General features: G+C 65.7%; 14 protein-coding genes. 9 read left to right on the forward strand and 5 right to left on the reverse strand.

Features of this window, described 5'->3' with window-relative positions:
* The 4 genes from MUU56_RS12250 to MUU56_RS12265 all read left to right on the forward strand — a co-directional run bounded on the left by MUU56_RS12250 (nucleotide 1) and on the right by MUU56_RS12265 (nucleotide 4458).
* Nucleotides 1-1146 (forward strand): carbohydrate ABC transporter permease, encoded by a 1146-nt coding sequence (locus MUU56_RS12250; RefSeq protein ID WP_244767567.1) that lies wholly within the window; start codon nucleotides 1-3, stop codon nucleotides 1144-1146.
* Nucleotides 1147-1172: 26 nt separating this feature from the next.
* On the forward strand, nucleotides 1173-2825 hold the full coding sequence (gene bglA, locus MUU56_RS12255) for a beta-galactosidase BglA (RefSeq protein ID WP_244767568.1): 1653 nt from the start codon (nucleotides 1173-1175) through the stop codon (nucleotides 2823-2825).
* A 21-nt stretch (nucleotides 2826-2846) separates the two neighbouring features.
* Nucleotides 2847-3938 carry an ABC transporter ATP-binding protein gene (locus tag MUU56_RS12260; protein ID WP_244767569.1) on the forward strand — a complete coding sequence of 364 codons (1092 nt, stop codon included), beginning with the start codon at nucleotides 2847-2849 and terminating at the stop codon, nucleotides 3936-3938.
* A gap of 106 nt (nucleotides 3939-4044) precedes the next feature.
* Nucleotides 4045-4458, forward strand: a complete 414-nt coding sequence (locus tag MUU56_RS12265) for a hypothetical protein (protein ID WP_244767570.1) — start codon at nucleotides 4045-4047, stop codon at nucleotides 4456-4458.
* A gap of 191 nt (nucleotides 4459-4649) precedes the next feature.
* Here MUU56_RS12265 and edd read toward each other — a convergent pair whose 3' ends face one another.
* The 5 genes from edd to MUU56_RS12290 form a co-directional block, all read right to left on the reverse strand.
* Nucleotides 4650-6470, reverse strand: a complete 1821-nt coding sequence (edd, locus tag MUU56_RS12270) for a phosphogluconate dehydratase (RefSeq protein ID WP_244767571.1) — start codon at nucleotides 6468-6470, stop codon at nucleotides 4650-4652.
* Nucleotides 6471-6593: 123 nt separating this feature from the next.
* Nucleotides 6594-7292: a 6-phosphogluconolactonase gene (pgl, locus tag MUU56_RS12275; RefSeq protein ID WP_244767572.1), complete on the reverse strand. Its 699-nt coding sequence runs from the start codon at nucleotides 7290-7292 to the stop codon at nucleotides 6594-6596.
* Between the two features lie 9 nt (nucleotides 7293-7301).
* Nucleotides 7302-8774: a glucose-6-phosphate dehydrogenase gene (gene zwf, locus MUU56_RS12280; protein ID WP_244767573.1), complete on the reverse strand. Its 1473-nt coding sequence runs from the start codon at nucleotides 8772-8774 to the stop codon at nucleotides 7302-7304.
* 96 nt (nucleotides 8775-8870) lie between these two features.
* Nucleotides 8871-10154, reverse strand: coding sequence for an NAD(P)/FAD-dependent oxidoreductase (locus tag MUU56_RS12285; RefSeq protein ID WP_244767574.1), 1284 nt, complete (start codon nucleotides 10152-10154; stop codon nucleotides 8871-8873).
* A gap of 97 nt (nucleotides 10155-10251) precedes the next feature.
* The gene (locus tag MUU56_RS12290; protein WP_244767575.1) at nucleotides 10252-11691 is read right to left on the reverse strand and encodes a glutamine synthetase family protein; all 1440 of its coding nucleotides are present in this window, start codon (nucleotides 11689-11691) and stop codon (nucleotides 10252-10254) included.
* A 169-nt stretch (nucleotides 11692-11860) separates the two neighbouring features.
* Here MUU56_RS12290 and MUU56_RS12295 point away from each other — a divergent pair, with 169 nt between their 5' ends.
* The 5 genes from MUU56_RS12295 (at nucleotide 11861) to MUU56_RS12315 (ending at nucleotide 17208) form a co-directional block, all read left to right on the forward strand.
* On the forward strand, nucleotides 11861-13042 hold the full coding sequence (locus tag MUU56_RS12295; protein ID WP_244767576.1) for a BaiN/RdsA family NAD(P)/FAD-dependent oxidoreductase: 1182 nt from the start codon (nucleotides 11861-11863) through the stop codon (nucleotides 13040-13042).
* Between the two features lie 160 nt (nucleotides 13043-13202).
* On the forward strand, nucleotides 13203-13340 hold the full coding sequence (locus MUU56_RS12300) for a hypothetical protein (RefSeq protein WP_244767577.1): 138 nt from the start codon (nucleotides 13203-13205) through the stop codon (nucleotides 13338-13340).
* A gap of 237 nt (nucleotides 13341-13577) precedes the next feature.
* Nucleotides 13578-16100 carry a methyl-accepting chemotaxis protein gene (locus tag MUU56_RS12305; protein ID WP_244767578.1) on the forward strand — a complete coding sequence of 841 codons (2523 nt, stop codon included), beginning with the start codon at nucleotides 13578-13580 and terminating at the stop codon, nucleotides 16098-16100.
* Between the two features lie 91 nt (nucleotides 16101-16191).
* A complete protein-coding gene (locus MUU56_RS12310; RefSeq protein ID WP_244767579.1) occupies nucleotides 16192-16797 on the forward strand; it encodes an RNA polymerase sigma factor in 606 nt (201 codons plus the stop codon).
* Between the two features lie 24 nt (nucleotides 16798-16821).
* Complete coding sequence (locus MUU56_RS12315; RefSeq protein WP_244767580.1) at nucleotides 16822-17208, forward strand: VOC family protein; 387 nt, start codon at nucleotides 16822-16824, stop codon at nucleotides 17206-17208.
* Nucleotides 17209-17279: the final 71 nt, after the last annotated feature.

Consider the following 17279-nt stretch of genomic DNA (forward strand, 5'->3'; position numbering starts at 1 on the left):
ATGATCGCCACGTCCCGTTCGCCGCTTCTCGTCGTCGTCCACCTTTCCGTCCTCCTGCTCGTCGCGCTCTGGACGCTGCCGACGGCCGGCCTCCTCATCTCCTCGCTGCGCGACAAGGACCAGCTCGCCGTCTCCGGCTGGTGGACCGCGCTTTCCACCTCCTCGCAGAACCTCACCGGCCGCGCCGCCGCGCCGGAGGCACAGATCGAGCGCGACGGCAAGTTCGTCATTTCCGGAAAGTTGATCGAAGGGGGTGATGCGAAGGTCTCCGCCTTCGGCTTCCGCCCCTTGCAGCCGGCCGCCTTCGAGGCGGGCGCCGTCGCCGATCTCGGCGAGGGCCAGACGCTGACCGTCAGGGAGGACGGCAGCTACGAGATCGTCTCGCCGACGAAGATGGAAGGCACCCGCGGCCAGCGCATCTTCTACACCGCCTCCGTGCCGCCGCGCTTCACGCTCGACAATTATCGAGAAGTGCTGAATGCCGAGGGCATCGGCGCCTCCTTCATCAATTCGCTGACGGTGGCGATCCCCGCCACCATCATCCCGATCCTCGTCGCCGCCTTCTGCGCCTATGCGCTGGCCTGGATGCCCTTTCCGGGCCGGGCGATCCTGATCGCCGTCATCGTCGGCCTGCTCGTCGTGCCCTTGCAGATGTCGCTGATCCCGCTGCTGCGGCTCTACAACGGCGTCGGCGCCTTCTTCGGCGTGCCGGCGAAAACCTATGTCGGAATCTGGCTCGCCCATATGGGCTTCGGCCTGCCGCTCGCGGTCTATCTCCTGCGCAACTACATGGCCGGCCTGCCACGCGAGATCATGGAATCGGCCCGTGTCGACGGTGCATCCGATTTCGATATCTTCGTCAAGATCATCCTGCCGCTGTCCTTCCCGGCGCTCGCCTCCTTCGCCATCTTCCAGTTCCTGTGGACCTGGAACGACCTGCTCGTCGCCATGGTCTTCCTCGGTGCGGGCAACGAGGAACTGGTGCTGACCGGGCGCCTCGTGAACCTCCTGGGTTCGCGCGGCGGCAACTGGGAAATCCTCACGGCCTCCGCCTTCATCACCATCGTCGTTCCCCTCATTGTCTTCTTCAGCCTGCAACGCTATCTCGTGCGCGGCCTGCTGGCGGGCTCGGTCAAGGGCGGGTGACGGCTTTCGAAAACAGGACAAACAGCATGACGATGTCGGATTCCACCCTCCTCGTACCGGACAAGGACTGGTGGCGCGGGGCGGTGATCTACCAGATCTATCCGCGCTCCTACCAGGACACCAACGGCGACGGGATCGGCGATTTGCGGGGCATCACCGAGCGCCTTGCCCATGTCGCCTCCCTCGGCGTGGATGCGATCTGGATCTCGCCCTTCTTCACCTCGCCGATGAAAGACTTCGGCTACGATGTCTCGGACTACCAGGACGTCGACCCGATCTTCGGCGTGCTCGCCGATTTCGACGCGCTGATCGCCGAGGCCCATCGCCTCAACATCCGCGTGATGATCGATCTCGTGCTGTCGCATACGTCCGACAAGCACCCCTGGTTCGTCGAAAGCCGCTCCCGGCGCACCAATCCGCGGGCCGACTGGTATGTCTGGGCCGATTCCAAGCCGGACGGCACGCCGCCCAACAACTGGCTGTCGATCTTCGGCGGCTCGGCCTGGCAATGGGACCCGACCCGCCTGCAATATTACATGCACAACTTCCTGACGTCGCAGCCGGACCTCAACCTGCACAATCCGGAAGTGCAGGACGCGCTGCTCTCGGTCGCCCGCTTCTGGCTGGAGCGCGGCGTCGATGGCTTCCGCCTCGACACGATCAACTTCTACTTCCATGACAAGGAATTGCGCGACAACCCGTCGCTCGCCCCCGAGCGCCGCAACGCCCAGACAGCGCCGGCCGTGAACCCCTACAACTACCAGGAACATCTCTACGACAAGAACCAGCCGGAGAACCTGGAATTCCTGAAGCGCTTCCGCGCGCTGATGGAGGAGTTCCCGGCGATTGCCGCCGTCGGCGAGGTGGGCGACAGCCAGCGCGGCCTCGAAATCGCCGGCGAATACACGTCCGGCGGCGACAAGATGCACATGTGCTACGCCTTCGAGTTCCTGGCGCCCGATCCGCTGACGCCGGCCTTCGTCGCGGAGACCCAGCTTGCGCTGGAGAAGGCGGCACCCGAGGGCTGGGTCTGCTGGGCCTTCTCCAACCATGACGTCATGCGCCATATCAGCCGCTGGGGCGGCGCCGTCACCGACCACGAGGCCCATGCCAAGCTGCTGGCGAGCCTCCTCATGTCGCTGCGCGGCTCGGTCTGCATCTACCAGGGCGAGGAACTGGCGCTGCCGGAGGCCGAGCTTGCCTATGAGGACTTGCAGGACCCCTACGGCATCCAGTTCTGGCCGGATTTCAAGGGTCGCGACGGTTGCCGCACGCCGATGGTCTGGGACAGCGGCCTGCCGTCGGGCGGCTTCAGTGAAGGACGGCCCTGGCTTCCGGTCTCGCCCGCCCATCTGGAGCGCGCCGTCGACGTGCAGGAGGGCGACGCGGCCTCGGTGCTTGCGCATTACCGGCGCTTCCTTGCCTTCCGCAAGCAGCACGTGGCATTGGTGAAGGGCGAGATCGCGTTTCAGTCGGCCGAGGGGGCGATCCTGTCCTTCGTGCGCACGCACGGCAACGAAAAGGTCTTCTGCGCCTTCAACATGAGCCCGATCGCGCGTCTTGCGGACCTGCCGGCCGGCACGCTGGAGGCGCTGGAGGGCCACGGGTTTGAAAGCATGATGCACGCGGAAAATATCGAACTTCCGGCATGGAGCGGGTTCTTCGCCCGTTTCGTCTGAAGAATTAGAGGGGAGAGAGACATGACAGGGCTGGTACTCAAGGATATCCGCAAGTCCTACGGCGCGGTGGACGTGATCCACGGCATCGATCTCGATATCAAGCAGGGCGAGTTCATCGTCTTCGTCGGCCCGTCCGGCTGCGGCAAGTCGACCCTGCTGCGCATGATCGCCGGGCTCGAGGAGATCACCGGCGGCGACATGACCATCGACGGCGAGCGCGTCAACGACGTGCCGCCTTCCAAGCGCGGCATCGCCATGGTGTTCCAGTCCTATGCGCTCTATCCCCACATGACCGTCTTCGACAACATGGCCTTCGGCATGCGCATCGCCGGCGAAAGCAAGGAGGAGATCGACCGGCGCGTGCGTTCGGCTGCCGATATCCTCCAGCTCACCAAATATCTCGACCGCCTGCCCAAGGCGCTCTCCGGCGGCCAGCGCCAGCGCGTCGCCATCGGCCGCGCCATCTGCCGCAACCCGAAGGTCTTCCTGTTCGACGAGCCGCTGTCCAACCTCGATGCGGCGCTGCGCGTCGCCACCCGCATCGAGATCGCCAAGCTCAACGAGCAGATGGCCGACACGACGATGATCTACGTGACGCACGACCAGGTGGAGGCGATGACGCTCGCCGACCGCATCGTCGTGCTCTCGGCGGGCCATATCGAGCAGGTCGGCCCGCCGCTGGAGCTCTATGAGCGCCCGGCGAACCTCTTCGTCGCCCGCTTCATCGGCTCGCCGGCCATGAACATCATCCCCGCGAAGATCACCTCGGCCGGCGCCTCGACGGCGCTGGAACTGACGGGCGGACGCAGTTCCAGTGTCGATATCCCGACGGCGGCCTCCGAGGTCGGCAAGACGGCGAGCTTCGGTGTACGGCCGGAGGACCTCCAGATCACGACGGGCGATGATTTCCTCTTCGAGGGCACGGTGTCGATCGTCGAGGCGCTGGGCGAGGTGACGCTACTCTATATCGACGGCCTCGTGCAGGGCGAGCCGATCATCGCCAAAATCCCCGGCATCCTCGACGTCAAGCGCGGCGACCGTGTGCGGTTCACCGCGGACAAGGCGAAGCTGCATCTCTTCGATGCCGCCGGCAAGAGCTATCGCGCGCCCTGAGCGAAAGGGGTGGCGGCAGGATTTCGCCCTGCCGCTCAACCTGATGTTAAGCGTTGTTCCCCTAGGCTTCTGCCGAAAGCAGACAGTGCCGGGGGGCAACAGGCCGATGGGTATTCAGGGATCCGTACCGCGTAACAACTACCTGAACAAGGAAGAGTCCTTCATGTACGATCGGGAGAAGAGCTTCCCGATGGAGGACACGTGCAACGAGGCCCGCATCGAGTTCACCGAGAATGGCGGCCTCGTCAACCTCGTCTCCCGGCGATGCCTGATCACCAAGCTCTCGCGCAGCGGCGCCATCATCACGATGACGACGAAGTTCCAGCTGCCGCGCAACTTCTACCTCGACATCGTCAGCGCCCGCCTGCCGATGATCGGCTGCCTGACACAGCGCGTCTATACCAACGACGTCGTCGAAGCCCGCTTCCTGCGCCTGCTGTCCGACAAGGACCTGCAGCGCATCTTCGTCTATTCGACGCACCGCAACCACCAGGGCCGGACGCTGGATATCTATAGCTGACGGGTTAGGGCTGCCCCTCATCCCGCTGCCGCGACCTTCTCCCCGTAAACGGGGAGAAGGGGAGGGTGGCGCTGCTTTTCCCAAACAGTGAGCCGGGAGAAATAGCGAGGCTTGGCCTCTTGTTTCCTTCTCCCCGCTTGCGGGGAGAAGGTGGCCGGCAGGCCGGATGAGGGGCGGCAGCCCCCGCCACCTCAAGCAAACAAGACGCTCGCCCCATGATCGGCCGGCCCCGCGATGGCCCGGAAGGGCGCGAAGAGCTCTCGGCCCATGCCGAATTCGTTGCCGGAGAGATCGGCCGTCGCCTGCGGGCGCGCGGCGAACTCGGCGGCGTTCACCAGAACCTCGATCGTACCGTGGGTGGCGTCGAGGCGGATGATGTCGCCGTTGCGGATGCGGCCGATCGGGCCGTTGTCGACTGCCTCGGGCGTGACATGGATGGCGGCCGGCACCTTGCCCGACGCGCCGGACATGCGCCCGTCCGTGAGAAGCGCCACGCGCTGGCCGCGGTCCTGCAGGATGCCGAGCACGGTGGTCAGCTTGTGCAGCTCCGGCATGCCGTTCGCCTTCGGGCCCTGGAAGCGCACGACGGCGATGAAATCGCCCGTGAGCTCGCCGGCCTTGAAGGCGGCGTTGAGCTCGAGCTGGTCGTGGAACACTTTTGCCGGCGCCTCGATGACATGGCGCTCGGGCTTCACCGCCGAGATTTTGATCACGGCGCTGCCGATATTGCCGGTCAGCATTTTCAGGCCGCCGGTCGGCTGGAAGGGCGTCTCGATGCTGGCGAGCACCTTCGGGTCGTGGCTGACTTTCGGGGCCTTGTCCCGCACCACCGCGCCATCCGCGCCGAGCTTCGGATCGATCGTATAGGCCTGCAGGCCTTGGCCGTAGACGGTGCGCACGTCATCGTGCAGCATGCCGGTCTTCAGCAGTTCCTGGATGAGGAAGCCCATGCCGCCGGCGGCGTGGAAATGGTTCACGTCGGCAAGGCCGTTCGGATAGACGCGGGCGAGCAGCGGCACGACGTCGGAGAGGTCCGAAATATCCTTCCATGTCAGGACGATGCCGGCGGCGCGCGCCATGGCGATGAGATGCAGCGTGTGGTTGGTCGAGCCGCCCGTGGCGTGCAGGCCGACGACACCGTTGACGATCGAGCGTTCGTCGATCATCTCGCCGGCCGGGGTGAACTCGTTGCCCTGCGCGGTGATGGCGAGCGCGCGCTTCGCCGCCTCCTTGGTGAGAGCGTCGCGCAGCGGCGTGCCGGGATTGATGAAGGAGGCGCCGGGCATGTGGAAGCCCATGATCTCCATCAGCATCTGGTTGGAATTGGCGGTGCCGTAGAAGGTACAGGTGCCGGGGCCATGATAGGACTTGGATTCGGCCTCCAGCAGCTCCGCCCGGCCGGCCTTGCCTTCCGCATAGAGCTGGCGCACGTGGGCCTTCTCGTCGTTCGGCAGGCCCGAGGTCATGGGACCTGCGGGAATGAAGACGGCGGGCAGGTGGCCGAAGGTCAGTGCCGCGATGGTCAGGCCCGGCACGATCTTGTCGCAGACGCCGAGATAGACGACCGAATCGAACATGTTGTGCGACAGGCCGATGCCGGCGGCCATGGCGATGAGGTCGCGCGAGAAGAGCGACAGCTCCATGCCCGGCTGGCCCTGGGTGACGCCGTCGCACATGGCGGGCACGCCGCCGGCGACCTGCGCCACGCCGCCCGCCTCCCGCGCGGCCTCGCGGATCAGCGCCGGGTAGGTCTCGAATGGCTGATGGGCGGAGAGCATGTCGTTATAGGAGGTGATGATGCCGAGGTTCGCGACACGGTCGCCGGCGAGCGCGTCCTTCTCGGCGGGGGAACAGACGGAAAAGCCGTGCGCGAGGTTGCCGCAGGAGAGCACCGAACGATGCACGCCCTTGGAGATGGCGGCGCGCACGCGCTCGAGATAGGGCAGGCGATGCGGCTTCGAGCGCTCGACGATGCGGGCTGTAATGGCTTCGATGCGTTTGTCGGCGGACATGGGAGTATCCTTACCTCTCTCGATGGCATTTTCGCAGGAAACGGCGCGCGGGAAAGCTGCGCTGTCCGCTTCAGTCGTCGGCGTCGTGCGCCGGGTGAATCCGGTGCTACCCGGCAGGGTGCTTCAGGGCGCCCAGTAGATATCGACCGGCGTCGCCGCGCGGCGCAGAATGGCGCGGATCGGCATGTCGGTTTCCGGCCCGTCCGCTTCGGCTGCGGCCAGCACGTCCTTCTTGCCCTGGCCTTCGATATGCAGCACCAGGAGGCGCGCATCCTGGAGGCTGGCGAAGGTGAAGGTGAGGCGGGGCTCGCCCGCACCTTCCGCCTCCATGGTGATCACGCCGCGCGGCGTTTCCGCCGAAATCGCCTCGGCCAGCCGGCTGCCGCCGGGGAAGAACGAGGCCGTATGGCCGTCCGTTCCCATGCCGAGGATCACGACGTCGAAGGGATGGCCGAGCGCTTCGGCGTCCGCCGAAACGATCTTCGCTGCCTCTTCCGCGCTGCCGGCGTCGCGATAGAGCGGCAGGATGTTCGCGGCCTTCGCCCTGTCCTGCAGCAGGTTGTCGGCGACGAGCAGGTGGTTCGAGCGCGGATTGTCTGCCGGCACGAACCGCTCGTCTACGAGGGTGATCGTCACCTTGCCCCAGTCGATGTCGCGGCGCGACAGCGCCTTGAAGAAGGCTTTCGGCGTCGAGCCGCCGGAGACCGCGATGCTGGCGCGGCCCCGGCTGGCAACGGCGTCGGCCAGCGCGCCGGAAACCCGCTCCGCCAGCCCTTCGGCCAAGGCTGCGCCGTCCTTGAATTCATGCAGTCTCGCGCTCATCGGGCTTCCTTACGTTTCATGCCAGGTGCGGCCGTCGCGCTCGATGAGGGCGATGGCCTGGCTGGGACCCCAGGTGCCGGCGGTGTAGCCCTGCGCCTGCTGGCCGGTCGCTTCCCACGCCTTCAGGATCGGGTCGATCCAGCGCCATGCGGCTTCCACTTCGTCGCGGCGCATGAAGAGCGTCTGGTTGTTCCGGATGACGTCGAGCAGCAGGCGCTCGTAGGCGTCCGCATTGCGGGCGTCGAAGGCCTCGGCAAAGCTCATGTCGAGCGAGACGTTGCGCAGGCGCATGCCGCCCGGACCGGGGTCCTTGATCATCAGCGACTGCTTGACGCCTTCGTCCGGCTGCAGGCGGATGATCAGCTGGTTCGCCTCGATGCGGCCGGCCGAGGGGTCGAAGATCGAATGCGGGATCGGCTTGAAGGTGATGACGATCTCCGACATGCGCGCGGCAAGGCGCTTGCCCGTGCGGATGTAGAAGGGCACGCCCGCCCAGCGCCAATTGCCGATCTCGGCCTTGATGCCGACGAAGGTCTCCGTGTTGGAGACGCCGCCTTCCAGCTCCTCGAGATAGCCCTTGACCGGGCCGCCGGCCGAGGCGCCCGCGCGGTACTGGCCGCGCACGGTGAGGCGCTCGACATTGTACTGGTCGATCGGCTTCAGGGCGCGCAGCACCTTCAGCTTCTCGTCGCGCACGGCCTCCGCGTCCATGGAGGAGGGCACCTCCATGGCGACAAGGCAGAGCAGCTGCAGAATGTGGTTCTGCACCATGTCGCGCAGCGCGCCGGCCTTGTCGTAATAGCCCGCGCGGCTTTCGAGGCCGACCGATTCGGCCACCGTGATCTGCACATGGTCGATATGGGCGGAGTTCCACAGCGGCTCGTAGAGCGCGTTGGCGAAGCGCAGCGCCATCAGGTTCTGCACCGTCTCCTTGCCGAGATAGTGGTCGATGCGGAAAATCTGCTCTTCGCGGAACACCTTGCCGATCGTGTTGTTCAATTCGTTGGCGGAGGCAAGGTCGCGGCCGATGGGCTTTTCGACGACGATGCGGGTCTGCTTGGTGATGAGCTTGTGGTCGCGGATCTTTTCCGAGATGTCGCCGAAGATGGCGGGCGCGACGGCGAGGTAGAAGGCGCGCACGCGCTCCTTGCCCTCGTCGAGAAGTTCCTTCAGCTTGTCCCAGCCCTGGTCGGACTTGGCGTCGACGGCGACGTAGAACAGCCGGTCGCAGAAGGTTTTAACCTGCTCGTCGTCGAATTCGCCGGGCTTCAGGTGCTCCTTCAGCGCATCGATGGCGAACTTGCGGTATTCGGCGTCCGTATAGGCGGTGCGCGACGCGCCGATGATGCGTGTCGGGTCGGAAAGCTGGCCGGCGAGCTGCCGGTGGTAGAGGGCCGGAAGGAGCTTGCGTTCCGCAAGGTCGCCGGTTCCGCCGAAGACGACATAGTCGAAGGGTTCAACGGGAATGATCTGGCTGCTCATCGGATGTCTCGATCTCGTTCTGTTGCCGGGTGTTATAATCTAATCGATTTAAAAACACCAGAGTGCAACGCAACAAAATCGGTGCTTCCGACTCGATCAGAGCTTGTCGCGTAGCGCGTACCACGTCATGGCGAGGAACAGAAGCGGCGAGCGGAACCGGGCTCCGCCGGGAAAGGCCGGGATTTTCAGGGCCTTCAGCTGGTCGAGTTCCGCGCTGCCGCCGATTGCCTCCTCCGCATAGAGCTTGCCGCAATAGTTCGACAGCATGACGCCGTGGCCGGAATAGCCGCCGATCGAGGTGATGCCGGGCATGACCTCGCGCACATAGGGCTTGCGCGGCATGGTGATGCCGACGGAGCCGCCCCAGGCATGGGTGAGCTCGATGCCCTTCAGCTCCGGATAGACCTCCTCGATCTGCCGGCGGATGGGCGGCGTCATGTCGTCGAGATTTTCCGAATAGGCCTCCCGGCCGCCGAAAAGCAGGCGGCCGTCGCGGGTCTTGCGGAAATAGCGCACGACGAAGCGCGTGTCGGCGATCGCCTCGCCGCCGGGAATGATAGACGGGAACTTGTCGAGCGGCACGGTCGCGCCGATGAAGGAGCGGATCGGCATGACATGCGCGGCCGTCTTCGGCTCCAGGTTGCCGATGTGGGCGTTGCAGCAGATCAGCGCCCTGTCGGCGCGGATCGTGCCCTTCGCGGTGGTGATGACGGCCTTGCCGCCCGTCCGTTCGATCTTCAGGGCAGGGGTCTTCTCGTGCAGGCCGGCGCCGGCGGCCCTGGCTGCGCGGGTGACGCCGACGAGGAGTTTCAGCGGGTGGATATGGCCGGTGCCGGTATCGCGCATGCCGAAGAAGAAACGCTTCGAGCCGACGCGCTCCTCGGTCTCCGCCCGGTCCATGTAGCTCAGGTGCTTGTAGCCGAAGCGGGTCGCGGCGATCTCGATATGGTCGCGGAATTCCTTCTCGTAGCTTGCCTTGTGGCTGACATTGAGCTGGCCCGAAACATAATCGATGTCGAGGGCCTGGCTTTCGGCGAAATCGTGGATGTAGCGCTTGGCGTTCTCCGCAAGGTCGAACAGCGCCTTGGCGCGCTCGAAGCCGAGCTCGGCTTCCAGGCTTTCCGCCTCGGCGCGCTGGCCGGTGCCGAGCTGGCCGCCATTGCGGCCCGACGCGCCGTCGCCGAAGCGGTGCGCCTCGATGAGCACGACATTGACGCCTTTCTTCGCAAGGTTGTAGGCAGCCTGCAGGCCGGTGAAACCGCCGCCGACAATGGCGACGTCGGCCTCGACGGAGCCGTCGAGGGGGGCATATTCGGGGCGCTCTCCGACGGTCGCTTCATACCAGGAGATGCCGGGGGAAATCGGGCTTTGCCAGGGCATTCAACACACTCGTGAATCAAGAGGGTGCGGCGGCGCGCCGGGGCGCCGGCCGCTCTCGGGAGATGATCTCTTCAGGCGGCCCGGACCGCCGGGCCGCTCAGACGTTGAGCAGCAGGAACTCGCGTTCCCAGGGGCTGATCACCTGCATGAAGGTCTCGAACTCACCGCGCTTGACGCCGGCATAGAGACCGATGAACTCGGCGCTCAGCACCTCGGCCAATGCGGGATCGGATTCGAGCAGCGACACGGCTTCGAGCAGCCCGCGCGGCAGGTCGATCGACCCCTCGTTGGCGGTGTCTTCCGTCGGCTCGCTCGGCTCCACCTCGTTCATGATGCCGAGCAGGCCGCAGCCGAGCGAGGCGGCCAGCGCGAGATAGGGATTGGCGTCCGAGCCGGGCAGGCGGTTTTCGATGCGCCGGGCGTTGGCGTCCGACACCGGCACCCGGAAGGCCGTCGTGCGGTTGTCATAGCCCCAGGCATTGTTGACCGGCGCCGACATTTCGGGTGTGAGGCGCCGGTAGGAGTTCACATAGGGCGCCATCATGACCAGCGTCTTCGGCACATAGGCCTGCATGCCGCCGATGAAGTGGAAGAACTCCTTCGAGGCCGAACCGTCCGGATTGGAGAAGACGTTCTTCCCCGTCTCGATCTCCACCACCGACTGGTGGATGTGCATCGCGGACCCCGCCTGGCCCTGCATCGGCTTTGCCATGAAGGTGGCATAGATGCCGTGCTTCAGCGCCGCCTCGCGGATCGTGCGCTTGAACAGGAAAACCTGGTCCGCCAACTCGATCGGATCGCCGTGGCGCAGGTTGATCTCAAGCTGCGCCGGCCCCTCCTCGTGGATCAGGGTATCGATCTCCAGCCCCTGCTTTTCGGAGAAGTGGTAGATGTCGTCGATCAGCTCGTCGAACTCGTTGATGCCCGCGATGGAATAGCCCTGGCCGCCCTGGATGGAACGGCCGGACCGCCCTTTCGGCGGGTGCAGCGGATAGTCCGGGTCGTCGTTGACGGCGACGAGATAGAACTCGATCTCGGGCGCCACGACCGGTTTCCAGCCGCGGTCGCGATACATCTGCACCACGTTCTTCAGGACGTTGCGCGGCGTATAGGGCACGTTCTCGCCGGTCGAGCCGACGATGTCGCAGATGACCTGCGCGGTCGGGTCTGTCTCCCACGGCACGACGGACAGCGTCGAAAGGTCGGGCAGCAGCTTCAGGTCGCTGTCGCGCGGCTCATAGCGGAAATTGCCGGTCTCCTCCGGATAATCGCCGGAAATCGTGTGGCGATAGAGGGCGGAGGGCAATGCGAGCGACGTGTTGGAGGTAAACTTCGACGACGGCATCATTTTCCCGCGCGGAACCCCCGCGAGGTCCGGCGTGATGCATTCGATGTCTTCGATGCCGCGGGCGCGAAGCCAGTCTGCGGCGTCCTTCCAGGTCTTTACCCCGCGCGGCACGCTGATGGCGGGAGGGATTTTGGTAGAGCGTGCGGCTTTTTCGATTGTGGGGGTAACGACTTTCTTTTTGGACGGCATGAGACACCGGGTTTGGTTGACGATGAAGCCATCATAGACGGAGTTTATTCCTTGGCTAGCTCCCCCCGGGGGGTAGAAAACGCGAATTTTTCAAGAAGATCTGTTTTTCCCGTCCCGATTGACTTTCGGCCGCGTTGGCGGAAAGGAGGGGCAAACGAGGATTGCATACGTGGCAGAGCGGCGGGACGTCGTCATCATCGGGGCAGGTGCGGCGGGCATGATGTGCGCCATCGAGGCGGGCCGGCGCGGGCGCCGCGTGCTCGTCGTCGACCATGCGCGCGCACCCGGCGAGAAGATCCGCATCTCCGGCGGCGGGCGCTGCAACTTCACCAATATCCATGCCGGGCCGAAGAATTTCCTCTCGGCCAATCCGCATTTCTGCAAGTCGGCGCTCGCCCGCTACACGCCGCGCGATTTCCTCGATCTCGTCGAGCGTCACCGCATCCCCTGGCATGAGAAGACGCTGGGCCAGCTTTTCTGCGACAACTCGGCGAAGGACATCATCGCCATGCTGCTCGCCGAGATGAATGCGGCGGACGCGGAGCTCAGGCTGTCCACGCCGATCGGTGCCATCGAGCACGACGGCCGGGCCTTCCGCGTGGTGACGGACGCCGGCACGGTCGAGGCCTCCTCGCTGGTCATCGCCACGGGCGGCAAGTCGATTCCGAAGATGGGGGCGACCGCCTTTGCCTATCGCATCGCCGAGCAATTCGGCCTTGCCGTCACCGAAACCCGCGCCGGCCTCGTGCCCCTGACGCTCGATCCCGCGACGCTCGCCGCCCATGAGGGCCTGCCGGGCGTGGCAGTCGATGTCATCGCCCGCCATGGCAAGACGGAGTTCCGGGAGGCGGCGCTCTTCACCCACCGGGGTCTCAGCGGCCCGGCCATCCTGCAGATCTCCTCCTACTGGCGGGAGGGGGAGGAGATCGCGCTCACCCTCTGTCCCGACGTGGACTTCGCCGCCGTCGTCGCGGCGGCGCGACGGGAAAACGGCCGGCAGGCGATGCAGACGGTCCTTGCCGAGCACATGCCGAAGAAGCTCGCCCAGCTTCTCGTCGCCGAGCTCGGCATCGACGGGCCGCTCGCCGAACAGCCGGGCCGCCGCATCGACGCGCTTCTCCAGCGCCTCAGGGATTGGCGCCTGCGCCCGCCGGGCTCCGAGGGCTACCGGACCGCGGAGGTCACGCTCGGCGGTGTCGACACCGCCGCGCTCGATTCCCGCAGCATGGCGGCCAAGGCGGTGCCGGGGCTTTATTTCATCGGCGAGGCGGTGGACGTCACGGGCTGGCTCGGCGGCTACAATTTCCAATGGGCCTGGGCGTCGGGCCATGCCGCGGGCGGGTACGCCTGAGATCGCGCGGCGGTCTTTACCGTCTTTTAAGACCTCGGGGCGGATGCTCTCGCAATGTCGGCGTTTCCGGCCTCCCGCCGAGGGGGGTGGAGGCAACATGATGTGGGCCGGCTGGCCGGATCATCCGGGTGTCTGTTTCCGCGTAACGGAGTATCGCCGCATGCCTTCAAGACGCCGCCCCGCCCGTGCCATCGCCATCGCCGCCGCTCTGGAAAGCCGCCGCCGCCTCTTTGTCATCGGCATCCATTGTTCGCTTGCCGCAGGTCTCGTCGTCGCCCTCGCTGCCGCCGCGCTCTGACGATCGACTGTCATAAATCGGTTTAGATAGTGATGGAATTTTAAAGATTGCCGCCGATCATCCGCCGCATAGGGTTCCGGATGCCGCGTCCCCATGACGGATGTCGACACGGCTGGCAATGACTGCTCCCCCGGATGCGCGGCATTGCTGCCGCATGAAGTCGGTAATCCGGCGTCCGAATCCTGGGGAGGTCCCGAAAGGGCAGGGGTGGAGCACGCCGACAACGGATGTTCCGCCATGTTCATTGACAAGATCCTCGCCCGTTTCAAGATCCAGACCAAGGTCCTCGTCTTCATCCTGCCCTTCGTGCTCAGCATCTGCGCCGTGGGCTTCACCGGGCTCTACGCGTCCGGCCTGCTGCAGGGCCGCATGGAGATTTCCAACAGCGTCCTCCAGTCGCTGAGCGGCTTCAAGGATGTCTATGCCGGCATGAACCGGTTCCTGCAGAACACCAGCGAGGAGAACCGCGATGCCGTGCACGAGCGCCTGAAGGCGCAGGATGCCGTGCTCCAGGCGACGATCGACGGCCTTGCGCCGGACGCGGACAAATCCAAGCTGGTGGATGCGCAGGCGCAGACCAAGGACATCGAGGCCCGCATGGACGGGCTCTGGTCGCTCTATGTCAGCGAGACCGGCCTGCACGAGACGATGGGGAAGAACCTCAACTATCTCTCCAGCGAGCAGGTGAAGATCCTCGACGAGGCGACGAAGCTCCAGCGCACGGTGCGGCAGAACGAGAACGCCGCGAAGAGCATGCTGCGCGAGGCCGAGCGCCTGACCAATGCCAGCAAGTTCTTCGGCGACCTCCTCTCCGAGTTCAGCCGCGGGGCAACGCCGGAGGATCAGCTGAAGCTCGTCAAGGAGCGCTATCCGTTCATTTCCAAGACCGAGCGCTCGATCGCTATGATCCTGCCGAAGAACCAGAAGGTCGTCTCGGTCACCATCCGCAACACGATCGACGAACTCGGCGGCTTCCTCTCCTCCTCGGAGCCGGCGAGCGTCACGGTGCCGGAAATCGCCCGCCGGGTGAACCGTTTCCGCCAGGTCACCATCCAGCTGCAGGGCGCAGCGGCGGAAAAGATGCGCGAGGCGACCCGCATCTTCAGCGAGCTCGACGAGCCGATCATCAAGTCCGAGGCGGTGCTTTCCGCCACGCGCAAGCTGGTGTCCTCGATCGACGACATCGAGATCGCCGCCGCCCGGTTCCTCGGCCAGACGTCGGAGCAGAATCGCGTCAAGCTGCTCGGCAACCTGTCCATCCTGCGCATCGACATGAAGGCGCTCGGCGGCAGCGCCAGCGGTCTCGCCTTCTTCGACGCGGTCGACGACGCGCTGCGGCCGGTGCTCGATCGGATCGACGCGGACAGCGCCGCGCTGGTGAAGATCAGCACCGAACGGGCGGCCGATTTCGAGGCCGCCGGCCAGTCCATCGACACGATCTGGAATCTTCTCAGCCAGTTCGCCGAAGAACAGAAGACCAGCGCCGGCACCGAGCGTGAAAAGGCCAACCAGGTCTCGATCCTCGCGACCGTCGCGGGCGCTGCGATCGCCATCCTTGCCGGCATCGCGCTGGTGCTGACGCTGAAGGGGCCGATCAGCCAGATCACCGGCGCCATGCGGCGCCTGGCGGATGGTTTCCTCGACACCGGCATTACCGGAGAAGGCCGCGCCGACGAGATTGGCGACATGGCCCGCGCGCTCGGCGTCTTCAAGGAGAACGCCCTGTCGAAGATCCGCGTGGAGGCCGAAAGCGAAGAGCAGCGCAACGCGGCGGAAGCCGAACGCGCCCGCAACGATGCGGAAAAGCAGGCCTTCGACCGCGAGATCGACTTTGCCGTCAACGCGCTGGCCGCCGGTCTCGAACGTCTGGCGCAGGGCGACCTGTCGCGCCAGATCGACACGCCGTTCTCCGGCCGCCTGGAACAGCTTCGCCAGGACTTCAACGTCTCGCTGACGCGCCTCCAGGATACGCTCGGCCAGATCCGCAACAATGCGCTGTCCATCCAGCGCAGCGGCGCGGAGATGCTGCAGTCGGGCGACGCGCTGGCCAAGCGCACCGAATCCCAGGCCTCCTCGCTGGAGGAGACGGCCGCCGCCGTCGAACAGATCACGGCGACCGTGCGCTCCTCCGCCGAGCGGGCGCACGAGGCGAACATCGTCGTCGGCACGACCAAGCGCAGCGCCGACAGCTCCGCCGCCGTCGTCAGCAATGCGATCGCCGCCATGGGGCGCATCGAGGGCGCCTCGCGCCAGATCGAGCAGATCATCGAGGTGATCGACGACATCGCCTTCCAGACCAACCTGCTCGCCCTCAATGCCGGCATCGAAGCCGCCCGTGCGGGCGAGGCCGGCAAGGGCTTTGCCGTCGTCGCGCAGGAAGTGCGCGAGCTTGCCCAGCGCTCGGCCAGCGCCGCCCGCGAGATCAAGGGCCTCATCGAGAAATCGACGAGCGAGGTCAGCGCCGGCGCCCACCTCGTGCAGGAAACGGGTGCGGTGCTCGCCGCGATCAGCCAGCAGATCGTCACCGTCAGCCAGCATGTGGACATGATGGCGACGGCGAGCCGCGACCAGGCGGCAGCGCTCCAGGAGGTCAACGGCTCCGTCAACCAGATGGACCAGATGACTCAGCAGAACGCCTCGATGGTGGACCTCACGACGGCGGCGAGCCGCAAGCTGGCCAACGAGGCCGATACGCTGATGATGCTCGTCGAGCAGTTCCGCCTTGAGGCGGACGAGCAGGGGACGTATCGCGCCGCCTGAGGCCGGCGCGTCGCGGTCGCGCGCGCCGCTCGCGCCCGGCTGGATCGCGGCGGAGTTGCCGAGCCGCGTTCCCTGTGATCCGATGGCCGGCATGACCCAGAGCACGATACTGGCCACGCTGCGGCAATGTGCGAGGCGGCACAGCCGCGTCGATCACGAGGCGGACGACCTGATGCAGGACGTCCTGTTGTCGGCACTCGCGGGCGGACGCCGGATCACCGATCCGGGATTCGTGGCCTGGGCGAAAGGCGCGATCCGCAATCACGCCCGCTTCACCGCACGGACGGCGGTGCGGCGGCGGGTGCGCGAGGCCGCCTGGGAGATGCCGAGGGATATGCCTGATGCGTCGCCCCGTTTCTCTGCGGCCTTCACCTCGTCGCTGCCGCCCGCCCAGCGCGTCGTGGCGCTCCTCGTGAACCTTGGCCTCGGCCGCGCGGAAATCACGCACCTGCTCGGGGTGAGCGACATGGCGTTCCGTCAGCGACTTGCCGGGTTGCGCAAGGCCTTTTCCGCATTCGGCGGCGAGGCTGCCTCCTTCGACGGGTTCGTTCCGTCTTCGGCCGATGGTCCTGCACGGCGTTCCCTGAGACAGAGCCTCAAGCCGCATGCCGCGCGCGCCTTCGCCATTCGTGATCCCGATGGCATTCCGCTTTTCTTTTCGCGGCGCGATCACGTTTCGCCCGGCGGCGGCAACTGACCGGCGCAACAACAGGAGGCTTGCATGACGATGAACTTCAACGGCGTCACCATTATCTTCAACGTCGCCGACATCGAGCGCACGCGAAAATTCTACGGCGAATTTCTCGGCATCGAGTTCGAACGCTACGAGGACGAGGATGCCGGCGCCTTCCTGATGACGAAGATCGGCAAGGAGGTCGATCTCATGGTCTTCAAGGGCGATCCGAAACCCGGCAACACGCCCAATGTGGTCTTCGGCCTTGCCGATGGCGGCATCGACACGGTGATCGCGCGGCTGGCGGCGGCCGGCGTCGAGATCGTCACGCCGGTCTCGCATGCGCCGGACGGCTGGTTCGCCGACTTTCGCGATCCGGACGGCCAGATCGTGTCGTTCTACCAGTCGGCGGAGGTGCCGCGCGCCCTGACCTAGGCCGCCGCCGCCGAACGAAAATCCCCGGCGCGCAGGGAGCGCCGGGGAGCCTTGCTTCGACTGGATTTGCC

The sequence above is a fragment of the Shinella yambaruensis genome (genome assembly GCF_022899355.1).
GTDB lineage: Bacteria > Pseudomonadota > Alphaproteobacteria > Rhizobiales > Rhizobiaceae > Shinella > Shinella yambaruensis.